The following is an 18,092-nucleotide window of genomic DNA, read 5'->3' as shown; positions in this document are numbered from 1 at the left end:
CCACTCCTGGTACTGAGGGGTGAACATTCGGTAGACCGACGCCGGGGGCACAGCGCTGCTTCGTTCAGGTCAGCCCGCAGCCGCGCGGGCAGCTCGAAGTCGAGCGCCGCCAGCGACGCGCCGAGCTGCTCCACGCTGCTCGCCGGTCAAGCCGGTGTCGGAGGGGCGGTACTTGCCGGTGAGGAAGCCGCCGAGCGGGCTCCACGCCGTGACGCCGAGCCCCACGGCCTGCCCGGCCGGGACGTGCTCGGTCTCGACGGTGCGCTCGATGAGGGAGTAGGGCAGTTGCACGTTGATCATCGGCACGAGCGAGTGGGCCTCGGTGAGGGTCTGCGCCCGCGCGGCGTACCAGGCGGGCACGTCGGACAGCCCTGCGTACCGGATCTTCCCCGCCTTAGTGAGGTCGTCGAAGGTGCGCAGCACTTCCTCCACCGGCGTGATCCGGTCCCAGGTGTGCAGCAGGACAGGTCGAGGTGGTCGGTGCGCAGGCGCCGCAGCGACGCCTCGACCGCGCGGAGCATGTGCTTGCGGCCGTTGCCGCCCGCGTCCAGGTAGCGGCGCCGGATCGGCCGGGCCTCGTCCTCGGTCCTGCCGTACGCGGCGTGGAAGCCGCCAGTGCCGAAGTTCATCGTGCCCAGTGCCAGGCGGCTGACGCGGAGCCCGGAACGGCCCAGCAGGAAGTGGTTGTCCAGTGCCATGCCCGCCACGGTGCAGCGGGAAAAATGGACCCGCAAGTACAGAATCAGCGGTGCGCCGCGGGCGGCACCCGCCCGGCGAGGGTGACCCCGCGCGGAGTAGAGTCCTCTGTGGACGATGGGATCGAGTGGCGGATTGACAGGCCGCGCACCCACCGCGCGTCGGTTCGCCCGGTCCCCGCCTCCCCGCAAGGAGCAGCGAGGCAGGGCCATCCGGGCGCGGCCCGCGACAGAGCGCAACTCACTGGAATAGCCTAGTAACCCGGGTCACACCACGCCGATTTCCCCTGCGCGAGAGCACATCAGTGAAGGGGCGTGGGAATGTGAGATCCAAGCGCATGATCGGGGCGACCGCGGTGGCGGTCGCCGCCGTGGTCGCAGGCGGGGTGCAGGCGATGGCCGTCGACGGCAACCTGCCCGGCGGCACGAGCATCTCGGTGGACGTCGCGAGCCCGGCCGCGGGCACGGTGGTGCCGCAGGGGCCGGTGACCGTCACCGGCACGGCGGCGATCGGCACGGGGGTCGCGGTCAAGGACACCGCGCTCACCTACGTCGTGGACGTCTCCGGCAGCACCGCGGCCGGGTGCGCGGCGGGCACGATCCTCACCTGCGAGCAGACCGCCGTGACCAACCTCAACGCCATCGCGGCGGCACCCAACACCGTGGTGGGCAGCGTCGGCGCGGTCGTGTTCGGCTCCGACGCCGCGACCGTGGACGTGCGCCCGATCGGTGGTGACCAACTGCTGACCGCCCCCGAGTCCGACGAGAACGGCAACGGCGCCCGCGACGTCGAGGAGGCGGTGAACTCCGCGGTGATCGGCGGGGTGCAGCAGTTCACCCCGAAGTCGTTCCCCAGCGGCACCAGCTTCGTCCCGGCCGTGCAGGCGGCGACGACGGTCACCGGCGCCCAGACGCAGGCCCGCAAGGTCGTGCTGTTCCTGTCCGACGGGTTCGCCTCCGGTGACGTGACCGGGGTCGCGGGCGCGGTGCCCGCCAACGTCGACTACTACACCTTCGCCGTGGGCCCCGGCTCGGCGTGCAACGGCGGCGCGTACAACGCCAGCCTCCAGGCCATCGCCGACCTCACCGGCGGCACGTGCACCGCGGTGCCCGACCCGGCCAACCTGCCGAACGTGGTGCCCGGGATCATCAACTCGACGCTGACGAACCTGACCCTGAGCGTGGACAACGGGGCGCCCACGGCGATCACCAACATCACGCCCGGCCTGCCGCAGACCGGTCCGGCGTCGGTGGGCTACACCGTCGACACCGCTGCGCTCACCTCCGGCACCCACCAGTTGTGCGTGACCGCGCGCGGCACGGACGGCGGCGGCGCGGGCACCGTCACCGACTGCACCACCGTGATCGTCAACGATCCCCCGGAGGTGATCCCCGGCGGCCCGTACTCGGGTCAGGAGGGCACACCGGTCGCCCTGGCGGGCACGGTCGTCGACCCCGACGGGCCGAGCCTGGCGACGCAGTGGAGCGCGGTGCCGCTGTCCGGTGTGGACGCGGGTGCGACGTGCGCCTTCTCGGCGCCGACCTCGCTGAACACGACCGTCACCTGCGATGACGACGGGGTGTGGACCCTGCGGCTGGTCGCGAACGACAGCCTGCACCCCGACGTGGTCGCCACGACCACGCTGACGCTGACCAACGTGGCGCCCCAGGTCGGCATCTCCGCGCCCGCGAACGGCACGCTGGTGCTGCGCGGCACGCCGATCGGCGTCACCGCGCCGTTCACCGACATCGCCACGCACGACACCCACACCTGCACCGTCGACTTCGCCGACGGCACCCCGGTCGCGACCGGGACCGTGGCGCAGGGCGCGGGTTCGGGCACGTGCACGGCGTCGCACACCTACACCGGCGTCGGCGCGCACAACGTCCTGGTGACGGTCACCGACGACGACGGCGGGTCCGCCACCGCCGTGGTCAAGCTGGTGTCGTACGTGCGGGCCGAAGCGTGGTCGATCAGCGCCTCCGGCCTGCTCACCATCGCCAAGACCCCGCACGCCACCTGCCCGCCGTCCTCGGACAAGACGACCGCCTCGCTGAACGTGCTCGGCCTGGCCTCCGTGCAGGCGCTGCACGCGGACTGCTTCCTCGACGTCCAGACCGGCCGCACCGACGCCGGGGCCGAGGTGTCCAGCGCGAGCCTGCTGGGCGGCGCGATCACCCTGTCCGACATCGAGACGAGCTGCATCGCCAACGAGTCGGGGCTGTCCAGCTCGTCGCGGGTGGGCACGCTGAACGGCACGCCGATCGGCACGGGACCCGCCAGCATCGGCATCCCGGGCGTGGCGACCGTCCACGTGAACCAGACGGTGGTCGGCCCGAACGGGCAACGCGCGCAGTACGCGGTGCGCGTGGTGACCCTGCTCGGACAGGAGATCATCGTGTCCGGTTGCCGGATGGGCTTCTGATCCCCGCGGCGCCCCCGGGGTGATCGTCCCGGGGACAACGCCACCGCATTGCCCCGGCCGCCACTGGCGGCCGGGGCAATGCCCGTTTCGGGCCCGCCCAAAATGCGAAAACTTTTCCGCCACCCTGCGGGCAAAGATTTACCCAATGTCAGATAATGATGTTATTGCAGTTCACGCCAGCAGCGAGCATGGGGTTCCCACGCGCGAACCATGACGCCGCCTCCACGCAAAGCGGTGCATCCACCCTGGTCAGAGCGCCAGTGCGCGCGATGTGCCAAAAATTTCGAATCACCCCACATTCGATGACAAAATGCTGCCCCATTCGGATAATGTTGTTATCTGCACCTGCCCATCCCATTGACAGCGTTGTTCGGGGTGACCCATCCTCGTGGCATTCGAGTCCGGCGGCGAGCACGTGGAGCCGATGAACACCCGGCGCCGTCCGAAGGGGAAGGGCACACGACAATGGCGAACCCGTCCGGCATTCCGCGCACCGAGGAGCAGTGGCGGGCGTGGTTGGACCAGTGGCTCGCGGAGCTGCTGGGGCGCCCGGTCGCCGCGGCGGAGTTCGAGCGGCCGCTGCGGGACTTCGGGGTGTCGTCGCGCTCGGCGACCGTGCTCGCGGCCCGCATCGGCGAGGTGACGGGCGAGGAGCGGCCGAGCACCCTGGTCTGGACCGCCCCGACCATCGCGGACCTGGCCAGGACGATCGCGGGTGGCACGCGGCGGGCACCCGACGCCGAGGCCCCGGTTGGCGAACCGGGGGTGCCGGTGGCGGTGGTGGGGCTGGCCTGCCGGTTCCCGGGGGCACCCACGGCCGAGCGGTTCTGGTCGCTGCTGACCGGTGGTGAAACCGCGATCAGCGAGGTCCCGGCGGGCCGCTGGGCGCAGTTCGCCCCGCGAGCCGACGACCACGGCCTGCCCCGCGGGCGGTCACCTGGCGGACGTGTCCGCCTTCGACGCGGAGTTCTTCGGGATCAGCCCGCGCGAGGCCGAGGGGATGGACCCGCAGCAGCGGCTGCTGCTGGAGGTCGCCTGGGAAGCCCTGGGCAACGCGGGCATCCCGGCGAAGGCCCTGCGCGGCACCGACACCGGGGTCTTCGTCGGGCTGTCGGCCACCGAGTACGCGCAGCTCACCATGACCGACCTGGACCGCGTCGACGCGTGGTCGGGCACCGGTGCCGCCGCCTCGCTCGCCGCCAACCGGCTCTCCTACGCCCTCGGCGCGCACGGCCCCAGCATGACCGTGGACACCGCCTGCTCGTCCTCGCTGGTCGCCGTGCACCTGGCGGTGCGGGCACTGCGCGCGGGCGAGGCGTCGGCGGCGCTGGTCGGTGGGGTGAACCTGCTGCTCTCGCCCGGGATCACCGCGAACTTCCACCTCGCGGGCGCCCTCGCCGCCGACGGGCGGTGCAAGCCGTTCGACGCGTCCGCCGACGGGATCATGCGCGGGGAGGGCTGCGGGGTGGTCGTCCTCAAGCGACTGCCGGACGCCCTGGCCGACGGTGACCGGGTGCTGGCCGTGCTGCGCGGCAGCGCGGTCAACTCCGACGGCCGGTCCAACGGCATCACGGCGCCGAACCCGGTGGCGCAGGAGCGGTTGCTCGCCCGGGCGTACCGGGAGGCGGGCGTGTCGCCCCGCACGGTGGACTACGTCGAGGCGCACGGCACCGGGACGCCACTCGACGGCATGCCCCAGGTCCCGCTGGCCCACCTCTGGCACGACGGCGAGCCGATCGACCTGACCCCCGCGGCGGACCTGTCCCTGACCGCCTCGATCAACGAACGCCGCCAGGCAGGCCCCGGGTCGTCGGCGGGGTCTCGGCCCCGGGAGGCACCACCCTGCCCTTCCTCTGGAGCTAGGAGCACAGTGCGAACCAGAACCCTGCTCACCGCGTTGGCCGTGGTCGCGGGCGCCCTCGGCGCACCGGGACCGGCCGCCGCCGCGCCCGCCGGGGTGGCAACCGGCCCGCAGATGATCTTCGCCCCCCAGTCCTGCCCGTTCCCGCTGTTGGTCGAGCAGCCGGTGCGGGTGGAGGGCCTGGTGGACCTGCCGACGACCGCGCCGTTGGACCAGCCCACCCCCGCGACGCAGGCGACCTTCACCGTCACCTTCCCCGCCGCCGTCCGCCAAGGGCTGTTCCTGGTGGGCGCGGAGACGCTGGACGGCACCATCACGGTCCCGCTCACCGGCACCCACTCCGACGGGCGGGTCATCTCAATCGACCACGAGATCCCGCTGGCCGGGGTGCCCGTGCCGGGTCCCCCCGGTCCGATCCAGATCGTCGGCGGGGTCCCGATCCCGTCGGTGACCGAGACCGCTCCCACGGTGCTCACCTGGCGGGTCGGCGGCCTGCGGGCGTTCCTCACCCCGAAGCGGGCCGACGGCACGCCGACCGGGCTCGGCTCGTTCAACACGGCCTGCACGGTGCCCGAGCGCGCCCGGACCGGGGCGGCCCGGACCTCCTTCGGCGGCGCCACCCAGCCCGCCGGGGCGGTGACCGCCCAGGAGTGCCCGATGCCGCTCATCGGCAACCAGACCACCGGCGTGCGGGCGACGACCCAGCTCCCCGCGCGGCTCCCGACCGGTGCGAGCACCCCGGCCACCGACCTGGACCTGGCGGTCACCTTCCCACCGCTGTTCACCTCGGGCCTGGCACTGGTGGACGCCACCCAGGTGCGCGGCACCCTGCGGCTGCCGGTGACCGTCGTCGCCGACGGGGTGGTCCGCAGCCGCACCGAATACCGGTTCGCCCTGCCCAACACCCCGGTCCCCGCCGAGGGCAGCGCTCTCACCCTCGGCGGCCGGACCCGGCTGGCACCGGAAACCGGCACCACCGCGGGCGTCCTGGAGTGGGAGATCGGCGACCTGACGATGGAGCTGACGCCGCTGAACGGCCGGGAGCAGGAGACCGGGCTCGGCTCGTTCACCTCCACCTGCACGATGCGCTCCGGGCAGGACCCGCGCCTGGCCTCGGTGCGGTTCGCCGACGCGGAGGTCCCGGGGATAGTGCAGGACTGCGCGTTCCCGTTGATCGGCCCCCAACCCCAGGAGGTGCGCGCCCGCGTGGACCTGCCCGCCGAACTGCCGGTGGGGTCGACCACGCCCGCGAGCACGACGACCACCAGCTTCCGGCTGTCGGAGACGACCGTCCAGGGCCTGCACCTGATCGGCGCGGCCCGCCTGCGCGGTGAACTGCGGCTGCCGGTCACCCGCTCCTTCGAGGGCGCCCCGGCGAGGACGCGGACCTACGTGCAGCCGTTCGACGTGGTCGTGCCGCAGGGCACCGCCGCCCCGCTCGACGTGCCCGGCACCGCGGTGCTGGACCCGGCGACCTCGGCGGTGCCGGGCGTGCTGAGCTGGTCGGTGGGCGGTGTCGCGGCGACCCTCACCGCGGTCAAGGCCGACGGCTCGATGAGCGAGGCGTTCGACCTCAGGTGCGCCACCCGCCCCGGGCAGGACCCCCGGTTCGCCTCGGTCCGGTTCACCCCCGGCGACCCGACGCACTTCGCGTTCACCACGGCGGGCAGCTCGCGACTGGTGAAGGCCGGGGCGACCACCGCCCTGTCCGGCACCGCCACCGGCGAACTGCCGCCCACCAGCGGCAAGGTCACCGGAACCCCGTCCGGCGGCACGCTCACCGCGGGGTGGACGCGGACTTCCGGCTGCAACACCCTGTCGCTCACGCCCAGGAGCTGACGACCGGGCTCGCCCCGCCGATCGACCGGTGCCGAAAGTCCTTCCGCGGGCTTTCCGCGGTTTTGCAGCGCACGGGGTCATCGTCGAATCGTTCGATCCGAACGACAGGGGAGGAACCCATGTACCGCACAATCGCCAAGTTCAGCCTGGTGGCCGCACTCGCGCTGCCGTCCGTGCTGCTCGCGCAACCCGCCTCCGCCACCACCGCTTCCACGACCGGCGCCGTGGGGGTGGCGGTCACGTGCAGCGGAACGGGCTGTGACAACAGGGACCCGGTGGCCACCGGCTGCGCCTCGAGCGCCATCAACGCGGTCACCAAGTCGACCAGCAAGGGGCTGTTCATCCTCAAGTACTCGACCGTCTGCAAGACGAACTGGATGTACGTGGGCAACTACGCCGGTGGCAGCACCCGCAGCGACGGGAAGCTCCAACTGGACGCGTGGGACCAGACCCGGGGCAAGCAGGTGCAGTTCCTCGCCTCCTCCAGCGCGGGCCTGCACTACGGCAACATGGTCTACTCCCCCGGCGACAACTGCGGTTACGGGCTCGCCGACTGGTCGGGCGGCGAGTGGGACGTGACGCTGAAGTCCAGCGGCTGCTAGCAGATCCGCGAGGGACAGCCGTCGTCACTCGACGCCCGCGAGCAGGGCGCGGGTGGCGACGGCCTCCTCGGTGCGGTCGGGGAGCGCGTCCCACAGGGTCGTCGCGGCGGTGAGGTGGGTGCGGGCGGCGGCGGTGTTGCCGTCGGCCAGGGCCAGTTCGCCGAGCAGGCGCAGGCAGGTGGCCTGGGCGACGGGTTCGCCGACGACGCCGCGGAACAGTTCCACGGCGGTGCGCAGCGCCTCGACCGCGGGGGCGCGGTCGCCGAGGTCGAGGTAGGTCCGGCCGAGGGCCATCAGGGTGTGGGCGGCGCAGTTGCGGTCGTCGAGCGAGGTGAAGATGGCCAGGGCGTCGCGCAGGGTGGCGAGGGCGCGCAGCGGGCGGCCGTGCGCCCGGTGCAGGGCGCTGAGGTGGCGGCGGACGGTGGCCTCGCGGTGGCGGTCGCCGGTGTCGTGGGCGACGCGGAGGGCCTGGCGGAAGAAGTCCTCCGCCTCCGCCGTCCGCCCCTGGGCCAGCCGGACGACGCCGAGGGATGCCTGCAACTGCGCCTCCAGGGCGCCGTGGCCGCCCGCCACGGCGATGCGCAGCGCGGCCTCGGCGTGCTCGGCGGCGGCGTCGGGGCGGTCCTCGTGGCGGGCGATGGTGCCCAGGCCCGCGACCGCCAGGGCCAGGCACAGCCGGTCGCCGACCTCGGCGGCGAGGTGCGCGGCGCGGCGGAACTCCGCGCCGGCGGTGGCGAACTCGTCGCGGTAGACGTGGAGCTGGCCGAGGCCGCGCAGCAGCGTCGCCTCGCCGCGGTGGTCCCCGGCGGCCCTGGTCGCGGGCAGGGCCAGCTCGTGGCCGCGGTGCCAGGCGGTGAGCATGGCCCGGTGGTCGTGGTAGGGGACCATGGCCGCGGCCAACCGCCAGGCGGCTTCGGCCAGACCCAGGTCGGCGGCGAGGGCGATGGCGCCCAGGAGCGTCGGGTGTTCGGTGTCGAACCAGGCCAGCGGGTCGCGCACCAGGTGGCGCACCTGGTCGGCGGGCAGGATCGACGCCGTCGGGCCGCGCACCCGGAACAGGCTGGTGTACATCAGGTCGGTGGCCTGGTCGGCGAGGTGCAGCCAGGTGGCGACGAGGCGGGACACCGCGGCGCGGCGGTCGGCCTCCGGCAGCGCGGCGACGGCCTCGGCGGCGTAGGCGCGCAGCAGGTCGTGCAGGCGGTAGCGGGGCCTGCCGAGGGCGTCGGTGTCGACGGCGCGCACCAGGTTGGCGTCGACGAGCTGGTCGAGGACCTCCTCCGACGCCGGTTCGCCCAGCAGCACACCGAGCACCCAGCCGGGTTGCGGTTCCGGCCCCAGCAGGCCCAGCAGGGCGAACCCCCTGGCCGCTGCCGGGGGCAGCAGCCGCAGGCTCAGGTCGAAGCTGGCGCGCACCCCCAGCTCACCGACGCGCAGCTCGCTGATCCGCCGCGACGAGTCGGCCAAGCGCTGCACGAGCACGGCCAGCGGCCAGGTGCCGCGACTGGCGAGCCGGGCGCCCACGATCCGGATGGCCAGCGGCAGGTGCCCGCAGGCGCGCAGCACGGCCGCGGTGTCGCCGGGTTCGGTGGCGACCCGCCGCTGCCCCACGATGCCCGCGAGCATCCGGAACGCGTCGCGGTCGTCGAGGACGTCCAGCGCGACGTGCCGGGCGAGCAGGTCGGGCAGCCGCTGCCTGCTGGTGAGCAGTACCGCCGACCGCCCGGTCGGCGGCAGCAGCGGGCGCACCTGGGCGACGCTGGCGACGTCGTCGAGCACCAGCAGCACCCGCCGGTCGGCCAGCAACGACCGGTAGCGGGCGGCGCACTCGTGGGCCGAGGTCGGCACGGACGTGCCGGTGACGCCCAGCGCGCGCAGCAGCTCGGGCAGGACCTCCGCGGGCGGGCGCGGCGCGTCGGAGGTGCCCGCCAGGTCCAGGTGGAGCTGCCCGTCGGGGAAGTCCGCGCGGGCGGCGTGGGCCGCGCGCAGGGCCAGGGTGGACTTGCCGACCCCGGGGGCGCCGCTGACCAGGCAGGTGCGCGGCTCCGCCCCGATCGCGTCGAGCACCTCGGCGAGTTCGTCGGCGCGACCGGTGAAGTCGGGCAGGTCGGCGGGCAACTGGCACACGGCGGCCGCCGCGGCGGGCGCCGACAGGTCGCCGACCGCCGCGGGCCGCTCCGCGACCGGGCCGAGCAGCGCCGGGTCGTCGGCGAGGACCTGTTCCTGCAGGCGGACCAGCGCGGGCCCGGGTTCGGTGCCGAGTTCGTCGACCAGCAGGCGCCGCACGTCGCGGTGGACCGCCAGCGCGTCGGCCCGGCGACCCGCCCGGTACAGGGCGAGCACCTGCAACTCGCGCAGCCGCTCCCGGTACGGGTTCTGCTCGACCAGCCGGGACAGGTCGGCCACGGCGGCGGCGTTCTCACCGAACCCCACCGCGATCTCGACCAGCAGTTCGGCCGCGTCCACCCGGTGCTCGTCCAACCGCGCCCGCTCCGCGACCGCGGCCGGCGCGTCGATCCCGGCGAACGGCACGCCCCGCCAGTGCGCGAGCGCGGCGCCCAGGTACCGCTCAGCGCTGCTCAAGTCCCCGGCAGCACGGGCGGCCCGCCCCCGCCGGACGAGGTCGGTGAACACGGCGCTGTCCACCACCGAGGCCGGGACGCGCAGCGCGTACCCGGTGCCCACGACGGCGAGGGCGGCGTCGCCGAGCCCCAGCGCGCGCCGCAACTCCCCGACGTACTTCTGCACCAGGTTCACCGCACTGCGCGGCGGCCGGTCACCCCAGACGAAGTCGATGATGGCGGCCCGGTCGACCACGTCCCCGCGACCGAGCAGCAGCGCCGCCAACACGACCATCGGCTTGCCGCACCCCACCCCGACCCGCCGCGCCCCCACCCACGCCGTCACGGGCCCGAGCACGCCGAACCGCGTGCCGGGCACCAGCCCACCCGAGTCCCCGTCCGCCATGTCCCGGTCCCCCGAAGGTCACGTGCGCGCAGGCGGTACGGCACTCCCCCGACCGCCGCACCACGACCGTGTCGAGCCACCACCTTGGGCCACCGGCGCGGACCAGCGCACCGAAAGCGGGTGGTTTCGCCCGTTCGGGTTAAGACCGCATCCCGTTCGGGGTGCGGGCTCGTGGGCGACATGGTGATCAACGGTGGATGACGTGGTCCACGAAGTCGGTTCGGGGTGGGTTTGCGGAGGCAGGCGATCGAGCAGGCCAGGCGTCGACCATCGCCAGGGCGAGGGCGGCGTACTGGGTCGCGATCCGGTCGGCGGTGTCGGAGCCCCGGGTGTCGAACCAGGTGGAGACGGCGGCGGCCGTGGTGATGATGGCGCGGGTGGCGGGGTCGGTGGTGGGTGTGGACCATAGGGTATTCGGGTGCGTGAGACCGATGTCGAGGTGGCGATCCGTGCAGTTGAGGCCGGGGCGGGTGTCGTGCGGGCGATGTACGGCGGCCGGATGGAGAGGTTCGCCAAGTCCGGAGACGACTTCGCGACGGAGGCGGATGTCGCCGCTGAACGGACCATCATGGCCGTCTTGCGGGAGGCACGCCCGGCGGACGGCTTCCTCGGTGAGGAGGGTGGCGACCTCGGCCAGGCCGCCTCCGGTCGCCGCTGGCTGGTCGATCCGTTGTGCGGGACGCTCAACTACGCCGCGCGCACCCCGCTGGTCGCGGTCAACGTGGCCTTGCGAGCCTGCGACCGCGTGAGCACGGCGGCTGTGGCCGACCCGCTGTCGCACGAGGTGTTCTGGACCGACGGTGAGGCGGCCTCCGTCCGTTCGGACGAGCGGGACACACCGCTGCGGCCCGACCCGACCAGCCGCCTGGTCGACCTCAACCTCGACCCCCCATTCCCCAACAAGGACTGGTTCCTCGCGGCCGACCTGCTGATCGACGAGGGCTTCACCAGTGTGTTCCACCCCAGGGTGCTGTCGACCACGTTGGCACTGGCCTGGGTGGCTGTCGGCCGTCGTGCCGCCTACATCACCGACGGGCGCCTGCGCGACAACGTGCACTTCAGCAGTGGCATCGCCCTGTGTCAGGCCGCAGGTTGCGTCGTCACCAACCTCGCGGGCCAACCCGTCCACACCGGTGTCCAAGGGCTCATCGCCGCAGCCGACGCCACCACGCACGCCAAACTGCTCGACCTCCTGTCCCACCGGCGACAGCCGCGAACACCCTGACCTCAACGCGAGGCGTTCCCGGGCCGAGCGAGGAGGTGGATCGGCGGTCCGCACGTCCGCGCATCGGGTTCCCGGTGCGCTGCGACGGATCGGCCGAACCTGTGCCGGGACACCGTGGTCAGGTGGGTCAGCCGCAGTGGCGGTTGGCCCACTTGGCGTGCTCGATCCAACCACTGGTGTTGGCTCGCGCGCCGAAGCTGATGCAGGAGTTCGGCGCGTAGATGCGCACCGGGCCTGCGTAGTAGGCGTAGGAGTTGCTGCAGTCGGCTTGACGAGTGGCAGTGTCGATGAAGCCCGAGCACAGGTTGGTGCTGCCTGTGGGGGGATGTCGGCCGAGGACTTCGACACTGCCACCGCCATACCGGCGGCCTGCCCCCAGGAACCATCGCGGGTGCGGTTGACCAGGCAGTTCGTAGTGCCGTTTTCCAAGTACACACTGCCACGACCACGCACGGTCGACCCCGGCGTTCGAGCTGGTGCCCGTCCTTCGGATGGTGCTCCCCTTTCGCGCGACAGCACCGCCGATCGATGTCGGATCACTCTAACGAGTGAGCCCTTTGGTCTGTGGGCTCGAGTGGTTCGTCGGTCGCACGCATACCCCAAGTGCGCAGTCACCTTTGAGCAGGGAACTCCCGGACGAGTATCCAGGCGGTACAGGCGACCGACCCAGCAGCGTGGGGGTGCTGGTGGTGTACTGGGCGCCGAGGGGTTCAGGCAGCGTGATGGGCGTGGCTCCCGCTGGCGATGAAGGTCACCGCGTACCCCGGCACTGTGGTTTCGACGGTGAGGTCCGACTCGGGAAAGCGGACCTCATAGATGGCGCTGTCGTCGTCGGCGCGCACGAGGTTGCCGACCACCCCGGCGGCGCCGCGCCGGAACTGCGCACCGGGCCGGCGTCGCGGCCTACCGGAGTCGGCAGCGCCCGGGTTGAGCCTCGGCACATGACTTCGTCAGTGTGCCGGCCAAAGCTCGGCGCCCCGGCCCGACGTCTTCGGCAGGCACCAGGGTGCGGTTGTTGACCGGAGGAACCATTCCTGCCGGTTGTTCTGCGTGGTCTCCGGTGGGCGGGGGGCCATACGTTGCGCGCCATGAGAAGCGCATTCATGACCGGTCTCCGCGTCGGCCCGTGGAAGGGCGGTGCGGTCGTGGCGGGAGTTGCCCTGGTCGCGGGTCTGGCCACAGCGCCCCAGGCACAGGCCGCGCCGCCGCAGGCGCCTGCTGCGGTGGTGACGTTGGGGGACAGCTTCATCTCCGGTGAGGCGGGTCGGTGGTCGGGCAACTCCAACGACTCGGGGCAGGGGGACTTCAGCGGTACGGACCGTGCCTGGGCGCCGGGCGGTGCCGACCCGCACCGGGTCTACGGGACGAGCGCCGACAACGGCTGTCACCGCTCGGACGTGGCCGAGGTGCACAGCGCGGCCATCGCGAACGCCACCGCGGTCAACATCTCCTGCTCCGGGGCCAAGACGACGAACGTGCTCACCGGGGGAACCGCCTTCAAGGGGGAGAACCCGCAGAACGAGCAGTTGGCCCAGGTCGCCAGGAGCCACCGGGTGAAGGTGGTCGTGGTGTCCGTCGGCGGCAACGACCTCGACCTCGCGGGTGTCGCCGAGCAGTGCGGTCGTGACTTCCTCTTGAGCACCGTGTTCGTCACCTACAAGTGCCAGTCGACCCAGAGCCAGGTCGTGCAGAGCCGGATGGCCGCGCTGGCGACGAGCATTCCCGCGGTTCTGGACGACGTCCGCGCCACGATGAGCGCTGCCGGGTACGCCGACACCGACTACCGGCTCGTGCTCCAGGGCTACGCCCACCCCGTGCCTGCCAGTGGCGACTACCGGTACGCCGAGAGCGGCTACACCCGCTACCAGGTGGGCGGGTGTCCCTTCTGGAATTCCGACAGCGACTGGCTCCGGAGCGTCAACGACCAGCTCGCGTCCGTGCTGAGCGCAGCGGCCACCGCCGAGGGCGCCGACTTCCTGGACCTGCGTGGCGCCTCAGCGGGGCACGAGGTGTGCAACAAGAACTCCGCGCTGGTCACCCCGGGCGCCCCGCCGAGCCCGGCCGCCAGCGAGTGGGTCCGGTTCACCGACGTCACCATCGTGCCCGGCAGGAGCACGCAGGGTGACACCCAGGAGTCCCTGCATCCCAACGCGTATGGCCAGCGCGCGCAGGGCCGCTGCCTGGCGCTGCTCGCCGCTCGCGGGCCGGGGAAGTACTCCTGCACCGCCCAGCCCGGCGCGGGCATCGAAGGCATCACCCTGGCCGCGAACGCCGGCCTCTGACCTCGGGGCGTCACAGCAGTCCCACGCCCGTGTCGGGTGGACCGCGATCGTGCGGGCCACCCGACACGGGCGTTGGAGGTGGGGAACGCGTCGCCGACGGCGGCCCGGCCCGGCTCGCGATCACCGGGTGCGCGCCTGCCGAGTGCGACCGGTGCGACACCCCGGGCACGCGCGTCGCGGCGACGGCCCTCCCGGCCCGGCTGGGATGATGGGGCGCGTGAAGAACACCGCGGCCACCGGGGCGGCGCCCGCGTTCAAGGACCTGCTGCGCGGCCACCGCCTCCGGGCGGGGCTCACCCAGGATGAGCTCGCGGAGGGCTCCGGGGTGAGCGTGCGGGCCATCAGCGACATGGAGCGCGGGGTGGCCAGGAGCCCTCAGCGGCGCACGGTCGAGGCGATGGCAGGCCCGCTGTCGCTCACCGACGACGAGCTGACCCGGCTGCGGGAGGTCTCCAAGCAGGGCAGGGTGCGCGCCGAGCGCGTGGCACGCGTCTACAGCGCCTCCGCTGTGCTGCTGCCCCCGCCCGACATCGACGACCTGACCGGCCGCGACGGCGAGTTGGCCGCCCTGGTCGCACTCGCCGACGAGCTGGTGGGCGGCGGTCGCCGGACCGGGCACGTCGCCGTGCTGACCGGGCCGCCCGGGGCGGGCAAGACCAGCCTCGCCGTGCGCGCGGCGCACACGCTGGCGCCGCACTTCCCGGACCACCTGCTGTTCCTGCGGCTGCGCGGCATGTCGGCCGAGCCGAGCGACCCGGCGGACGTGCTGCACCTGGTGCTGCGCACGCTCGGGGTGCCCGCCGTGGACGTCCCCGCGGAGCTGGACCAGCGGACGAGCCTGTGCCGGGCGCTGCTGGTCGACCGGTCCGCGCTGCTCGTGCTGGACAACGCCGCCGACGAGGCCCAGGTCCGGCCGCTGCTGGTCGGCGGGCCGCGCTGCCTCACCCTGATCACCAGCCGCCAGGCGCTGGTGGGGCTGGTCGGGGTCAGCAGGGTCGGCCTGGGCCTGCTCGGGGAGCAGGAGGCCGTCGCTCTGCTCGCGGCGATCATCGGCGAGGGCCGGGTCGCGGCGCAGCGCGCGGCGGCGGTCGAGCTGGCGGGGCTGTGCGGGCGGCTGCCGCTGGCGATCCGGATCGCGGGCAACCGGCTGGCCAGCCGCCCGGCGTGGCCGGTGGAGCACCTGCTGGGGCAACTGCGCGACCGCAGGCGGAGGCTGAGCACCCTCACTGCGGGCGACCTGGACGTCCGCACCCTGTTCGACCTCTCCTACCGGCAGCTCAGCCCCGACGCGGCGGTGCTGTTCCGCAGGTTGTCGCTGGTGCCCGCCGCCGACTTCGGCGCGGGCGCGGCGCGGGCGCTGCTGGAGGCGCGGGATGTCGAACCGCGCCTGGAGGAACTGGCTGACGCGAGCCTGTTGCAACCGGGCACCGACGCAGGCCGCTACCAGTTCCACGACCTGCTCAGCACCTACGCCACCGAGCGGCTGGCCCAGGAGGAGGACCCGGGGGCGGCGCGGCGGGCCGACGAACGCCTGACCGACTGGCTCGTGCGCACCGCGACCGAGGCGGGCAGGTACTTCGAGCCCTCGGAGCGGGTGTCCCCGCCGCCCGCGCCCACCCCGGAGTTCGCCGACCACCTCGGGGCGGGTCGCTGGTTGGCGGCCGAGGCGGGCGGCTGGGTGGCCGCGGTGGGCAAGGCGGCGGCGCGCGGGCAGCACCGCGCGGTGATCGACCTGTCGGAGGCCATGCACTGGTACTCCGAGATCGACGGGGCGGGCAGCACCTGGCACGAGGTGTTCGACCTCGCCGTGCGCTCGTCGGTCGCGCTCGGCAGCCTGCGCGACGAGGCGGTGCACCGCGGCTTCCTGGCCTGGGCGCTGACCAAGCTGCTCGGCCGCCCGCAGGACGGCGAGGCGATGGCCGAGCGCGCGCTGGAGGCCGCCACGGCGTCCGGTGACCTGCGCGAACAGGGTTGGTCGCGGCTCTACCTGCTGTCGTCGCGACTCGCGGGAGCGGGCTCGCCCGACCACGAGCGGGTCCTCGACGAGGTGATCGCGCTGTTCACCGAGGCGGGCTACCGCACCGGGCTCAGCGTCGCCCACTCGATCCGCGGCGCGCACCTGCTGGCCGAGGGGAAGCTGGACGCCGCGGCCGAGCAGCTGGAGCTGTGCGTCGGCCACTTCCGGGAGGTCCGCCGCGGCGGCGCTCCCACCCCGGTCAACGACTCCAACCACGCCTACAGCCTCGTGCGCTCGGCGAGGGTCCTGGCCGCCCGGTCCGCCACCGCCGAGGCCGTCCACCGGTGCGGCGAGGCCCTGACACTGTTCCGCGGCCTGGGTGTCCTGATGGGTCAGGCGGAAGCGCTGTGCCTGACCGCGGACCTGCTGCGCGGCGGTGACGACGCGGGGGCGCGCACCGCCCTGACCGAGGCGGCCGCCCTCTACGCCCGCCTCGGGAACCCGCTGCACGAGGCCGCGGCCCTCGCGGACCTGGCCGCGCTGTCCGAGCAGGACGCGGCCAAGTCCTGCCGCGAGCGCGCGCTCTCCCTCACGGTTGCCCTGCCGCAGACGGAAGCGACGGTCGAGCTGCGCCGTCGGCTCACTGCCGAGCTGTCCCCCGGCGGGTCGCGGCACGGGGTCGACGCAGCGCGGGAGGTCAGTCCGTAGAGGTCAGCTCGTCAATACCGTCGCGTCGGCGGTGCGCGAGCCTCGGTGCACTCCGCCCGTGCTTCTGGAGGATGCGCGGTGACCGGCGGGGATGCACTGACACGGGCACGACTGGCTCGACACGAAGCTGACAAGCGTGTCGAGCAGGCACGTGGCCTGCTCAGGCTCGCGAGTTGATCGCAGTGAGCACCTTTTCTTCGCGCAGGTTCATGGGATCGGCGGATCATCCAGGCGGCGAAGGTCTCGACCGACACGATCTCGGGGTGAGCCTGGGTACGGGATCGCACGACGCGATCTGGGATCGACCGCCGGAAGCGGGTGGCGTTCCCGGCCACGACATCGTCTGACTCCAAAAGTATTTCGCGGTTGGTCACGCGGCCGAACACTGCGAATGCGGTGTAGCGCGGGGTGTCCAGAATTGCCCGGATGGTGTTGCCCATGCCATACATCGCGTGCAGGACGTCCGCCGCCCGGTAGACGATGGCAAGCCTGTCGAACCGGGTCGCAATGCCGCGCCACTTTTTGAGCTTGGTGAAGCAGCGCCCGATGACGGTGCGGTTGCGGTGGTCGTCGATGTCGAATGCCGGTGGGCGGCCGCCGCGGGAACACCGTCGTCGGCGGTGGCCGATCTGGTCGACCGGTTGCGGAATGACCGCGGTGGTGCCCCGGTTGCGCAGATGTGCGCGGATCGCACGGCAGGGGATACGCCTTGTCCCCCGCACCCGGTCGGGGCAGGGGCGGGCCTGCCGCCGCCCGGGGCACCCACAGATGCGCCAGGAGTGGACCGAACATCGGTGGGTCACCGGCCTGGCCGCAGTCACCAGCGTGACCACAGGCAGGCCGTGACCGTCGCCCGGGTGGTGGATCTTCCTCGTCCACCCGCCCCGATCGGCCGGCGCCGTGCTCAGGCGGCTCGAACTGCGGATTCACGCAGTTCCACCCAGCCCCGTGGCACGGGTGATGTTCGTGGCGTGTCGATGGGTGCGGGTGATCATCGAGTCCACCGGGATCGACCGGTCGATCCGGCCCTCGGCACCGGCGGTGGTGAGCAAGCGGCCCAACACCGTGTCCCAGGTGCCGATGCCAGGTCCAGACCGTCTGCCACAGCCCGAACATCTCCGCGACATCCCGCCGGGCGATCCCGCACCGATACCGGCGGACGATCCCCTCGACCATGGAGCAAGCGTCACTGGCGGCGACGGGGCGTTCCGGGTGGCAGTAGCGGTTGCGACGGCACAGGTGCCCAGCGGTGGGGGCTGCGCGGCCGGGACCGGTCCCCGCGCCGGGTCACTACCGTCGCAACGTGGAAATACGATCGTCGGTCAGGGGTGTGCTGCGGCGATGCTCGGTGTCCCCGACCGGCTCTTGTTCCTCGGTGCGTAGCCGCACTTCGGAACGGGGGTCCGGGGCAAGGACCTCTGTCTGCGCCCAATCGGTGTTCTGGGTCGGTGCTTCCTGCCACGGCTGACCGTCGTCTTCGCGCAACCCGAACCGGCCAGTGACGCACACCCGGATCGAGCCATCCAGGGGGAC

At 73.0% G+C, this 18,092-nt stretch carries 10 protein-coding genes and 1 pseudogene; 7 read left to right on the top strand and 4 right to left on the bottom strand.

What is annotated here, in order from left to right; all coding sequences use genetic code 11:
* Window positions 1-69: 69 nt before the first annotated feature.
* Window positions 70-432, bottom strand: coding sequence for an aldo/keto reductase (locus tag DFQ13_RS35000; RefSeq protein ID WP_233438388.1), 363 nt, complete (start codon window positions 430-432; stop codon window positions 70-72).
* Window positions 433-1,018: 586 nt separating this feature from the next.
* Here DFQ13_RS35000 and DFQ13_RS13380 point away from each other — a divergent pair.
* From DFQ13_RS13380 to DFQ13_RS13370, 4 genes and pseudogenes are all read left to right on the top strand, one after another.
* A complete protein-coding gene (locus DFQ13_RS13380; RefSeq protein WP_181399962.1) occupies window positions 1,019-3,121 on the top strand; it encodes a PKD domain-containing protein in 2,103 nt (700 codons plus the stop codon).
* 465 nt (window positions 3,122-3,586) lie between these two features.
* Window positions 3,587-4,981: pseudogene (locus DFQ13_RS34995) on the top strand (beta-ketoacyl [acyl carrier protein] synthase domain-containing protein); the annotation flags it as partial.
* A 115-nt stretch (window positions 4,982-5,096) separates the two neighbouring features.
* Window positions 5,097-6,821, top strand: coding sequence for a DUF6801 domain-containing protein (locus DFQ13_RS34420; protein ID WP_407643166.1), 1,725 nt, complete (start codon window positions 5,097-5,099; stop codon window positions 6,819-6,821).
* A gap of 119 nt (window positions 6,822-6,940) precedes the next feature.
* Window positions 6,941-7,423, top strand: a complete 483-nt coding sequence (locus DFQ13_RS13370; RefSeq protein ID WP_052021367.1) for a DUF2690 domain-containing protein — start codon at window positions 6,941-6,943, stop codon at window positions 7,421-7,423.
* A gap of 24 nt (window positions 7,424-7,447) precedes the next feature.
* Here the strand turns inward: DFQ13_RS13370 and DFQ13_RS13365 are convergent, their stop codons facing one another.
* A complete protein-coding gene (locus tag DFQ13_RS13365; protein ID WP_110080021.1) occupies window positions 7,448-10,387 on the bottom strand; it encodes an AfsR/SARP family transcriptional regulator in 2,940 nt (979 codons plus the stop codon).
* Between the two features lie 418 nt (window positions 10,388-10,805).
* On the opposite strand from DFQ13_RS13365, the gene DFQ13_RS13360 reads away from it, so the two are divergent.
* The gene (locus DFQ13_RS13360) at window positions 10,806-11,612 is read left to right on the top strand and encodes an inositol monophosphatase family protein (RefSeq protein WP_110080020.1); all 807 of its coding nucleotides are present in this window, start codon (window positions 10,806-10,808) and stop codon (window positions 11,610-11,612) included.
* Between the two features lie 710 nt (window positions 11,613-12,322).
* On the opposite strand, the gene DFQ13_RS33825 is transcribed toward DFQ13_RS13360, so the two are convergent.
* A complete protein-coding gene (locus tag DFQ13_RS33825) occupies window positions 12,323-12,469 on the bottom strand; it encodes a hypothetical protein (protein WP_181399961.1) in 147 nt (48 codons plus the stop codon).
* A gap of 231 nt (window positions 12,470-12,700) precedes the next feature.
* Between DFQ13_RS33825 and DFQ13_RS13355 the strand changes: the two genes are divergently transcribed.
* Together DFQ13_RS13355 and DFQ13_RS13350 are read left to right on the top strand one after the other, a co-directional pair.
* Window positions 12,701-13,894, top strand: coding sequence for a GDSL-type esterase/lipase family protein (locus tag DFQ13_RS13355; protein ID WP_200873500.1), 1,194 nt, complete (start codon window positions 12,701-12,703; stop codon window positions 13,892-13,894).
* A gap of 217 nt (window positions 13,895-14,111) precedes the next feature.
* Window positions 14,112-16,559, top strand: coding sequence for an ATP-binding protein (locus tag DFQ13_RS13350; protein ID WP_233438387.1), 2,448 nt, complete (start codon window positions 14,112-14,114; stop codon window positions 16,557-16,559).
* Between the two features lie 11 nt (window positions 16,560-16,570).
* On the opposite strand, the gene DFQ13_RS34415 is transcribed toward DFQ13_RS13350, so the two are convergent.
* A complete protein-coding gene (locus DFQ13_RS34415) occupies window positions 16,571-17,281 on the bottom strand; it encodes a transposase (RefSeq protein ID WP_200873501.1) in 711 nt (236 codons plus the stop codon).
* Window positions 17,282-18,092: the final 811 nt, after the last annotated feature.

The sequence above is a fragment of the Actinokineospora spheciospongiae genome (genome assembly GCF_003182415.1).
In the GTDB taxonomy this organism is placed as follows: Bacteria; Actinomycetota; Actinomycetes; order Mycobacteriales; family Pseudonocardiaceae; genus Actinokineospora; species Actinokineospora spheciospongiae.
Note: the sequence above shows the minus strand (reverse complement) of the source record. Positions and strands in the feature narration are given on the sequence as shown.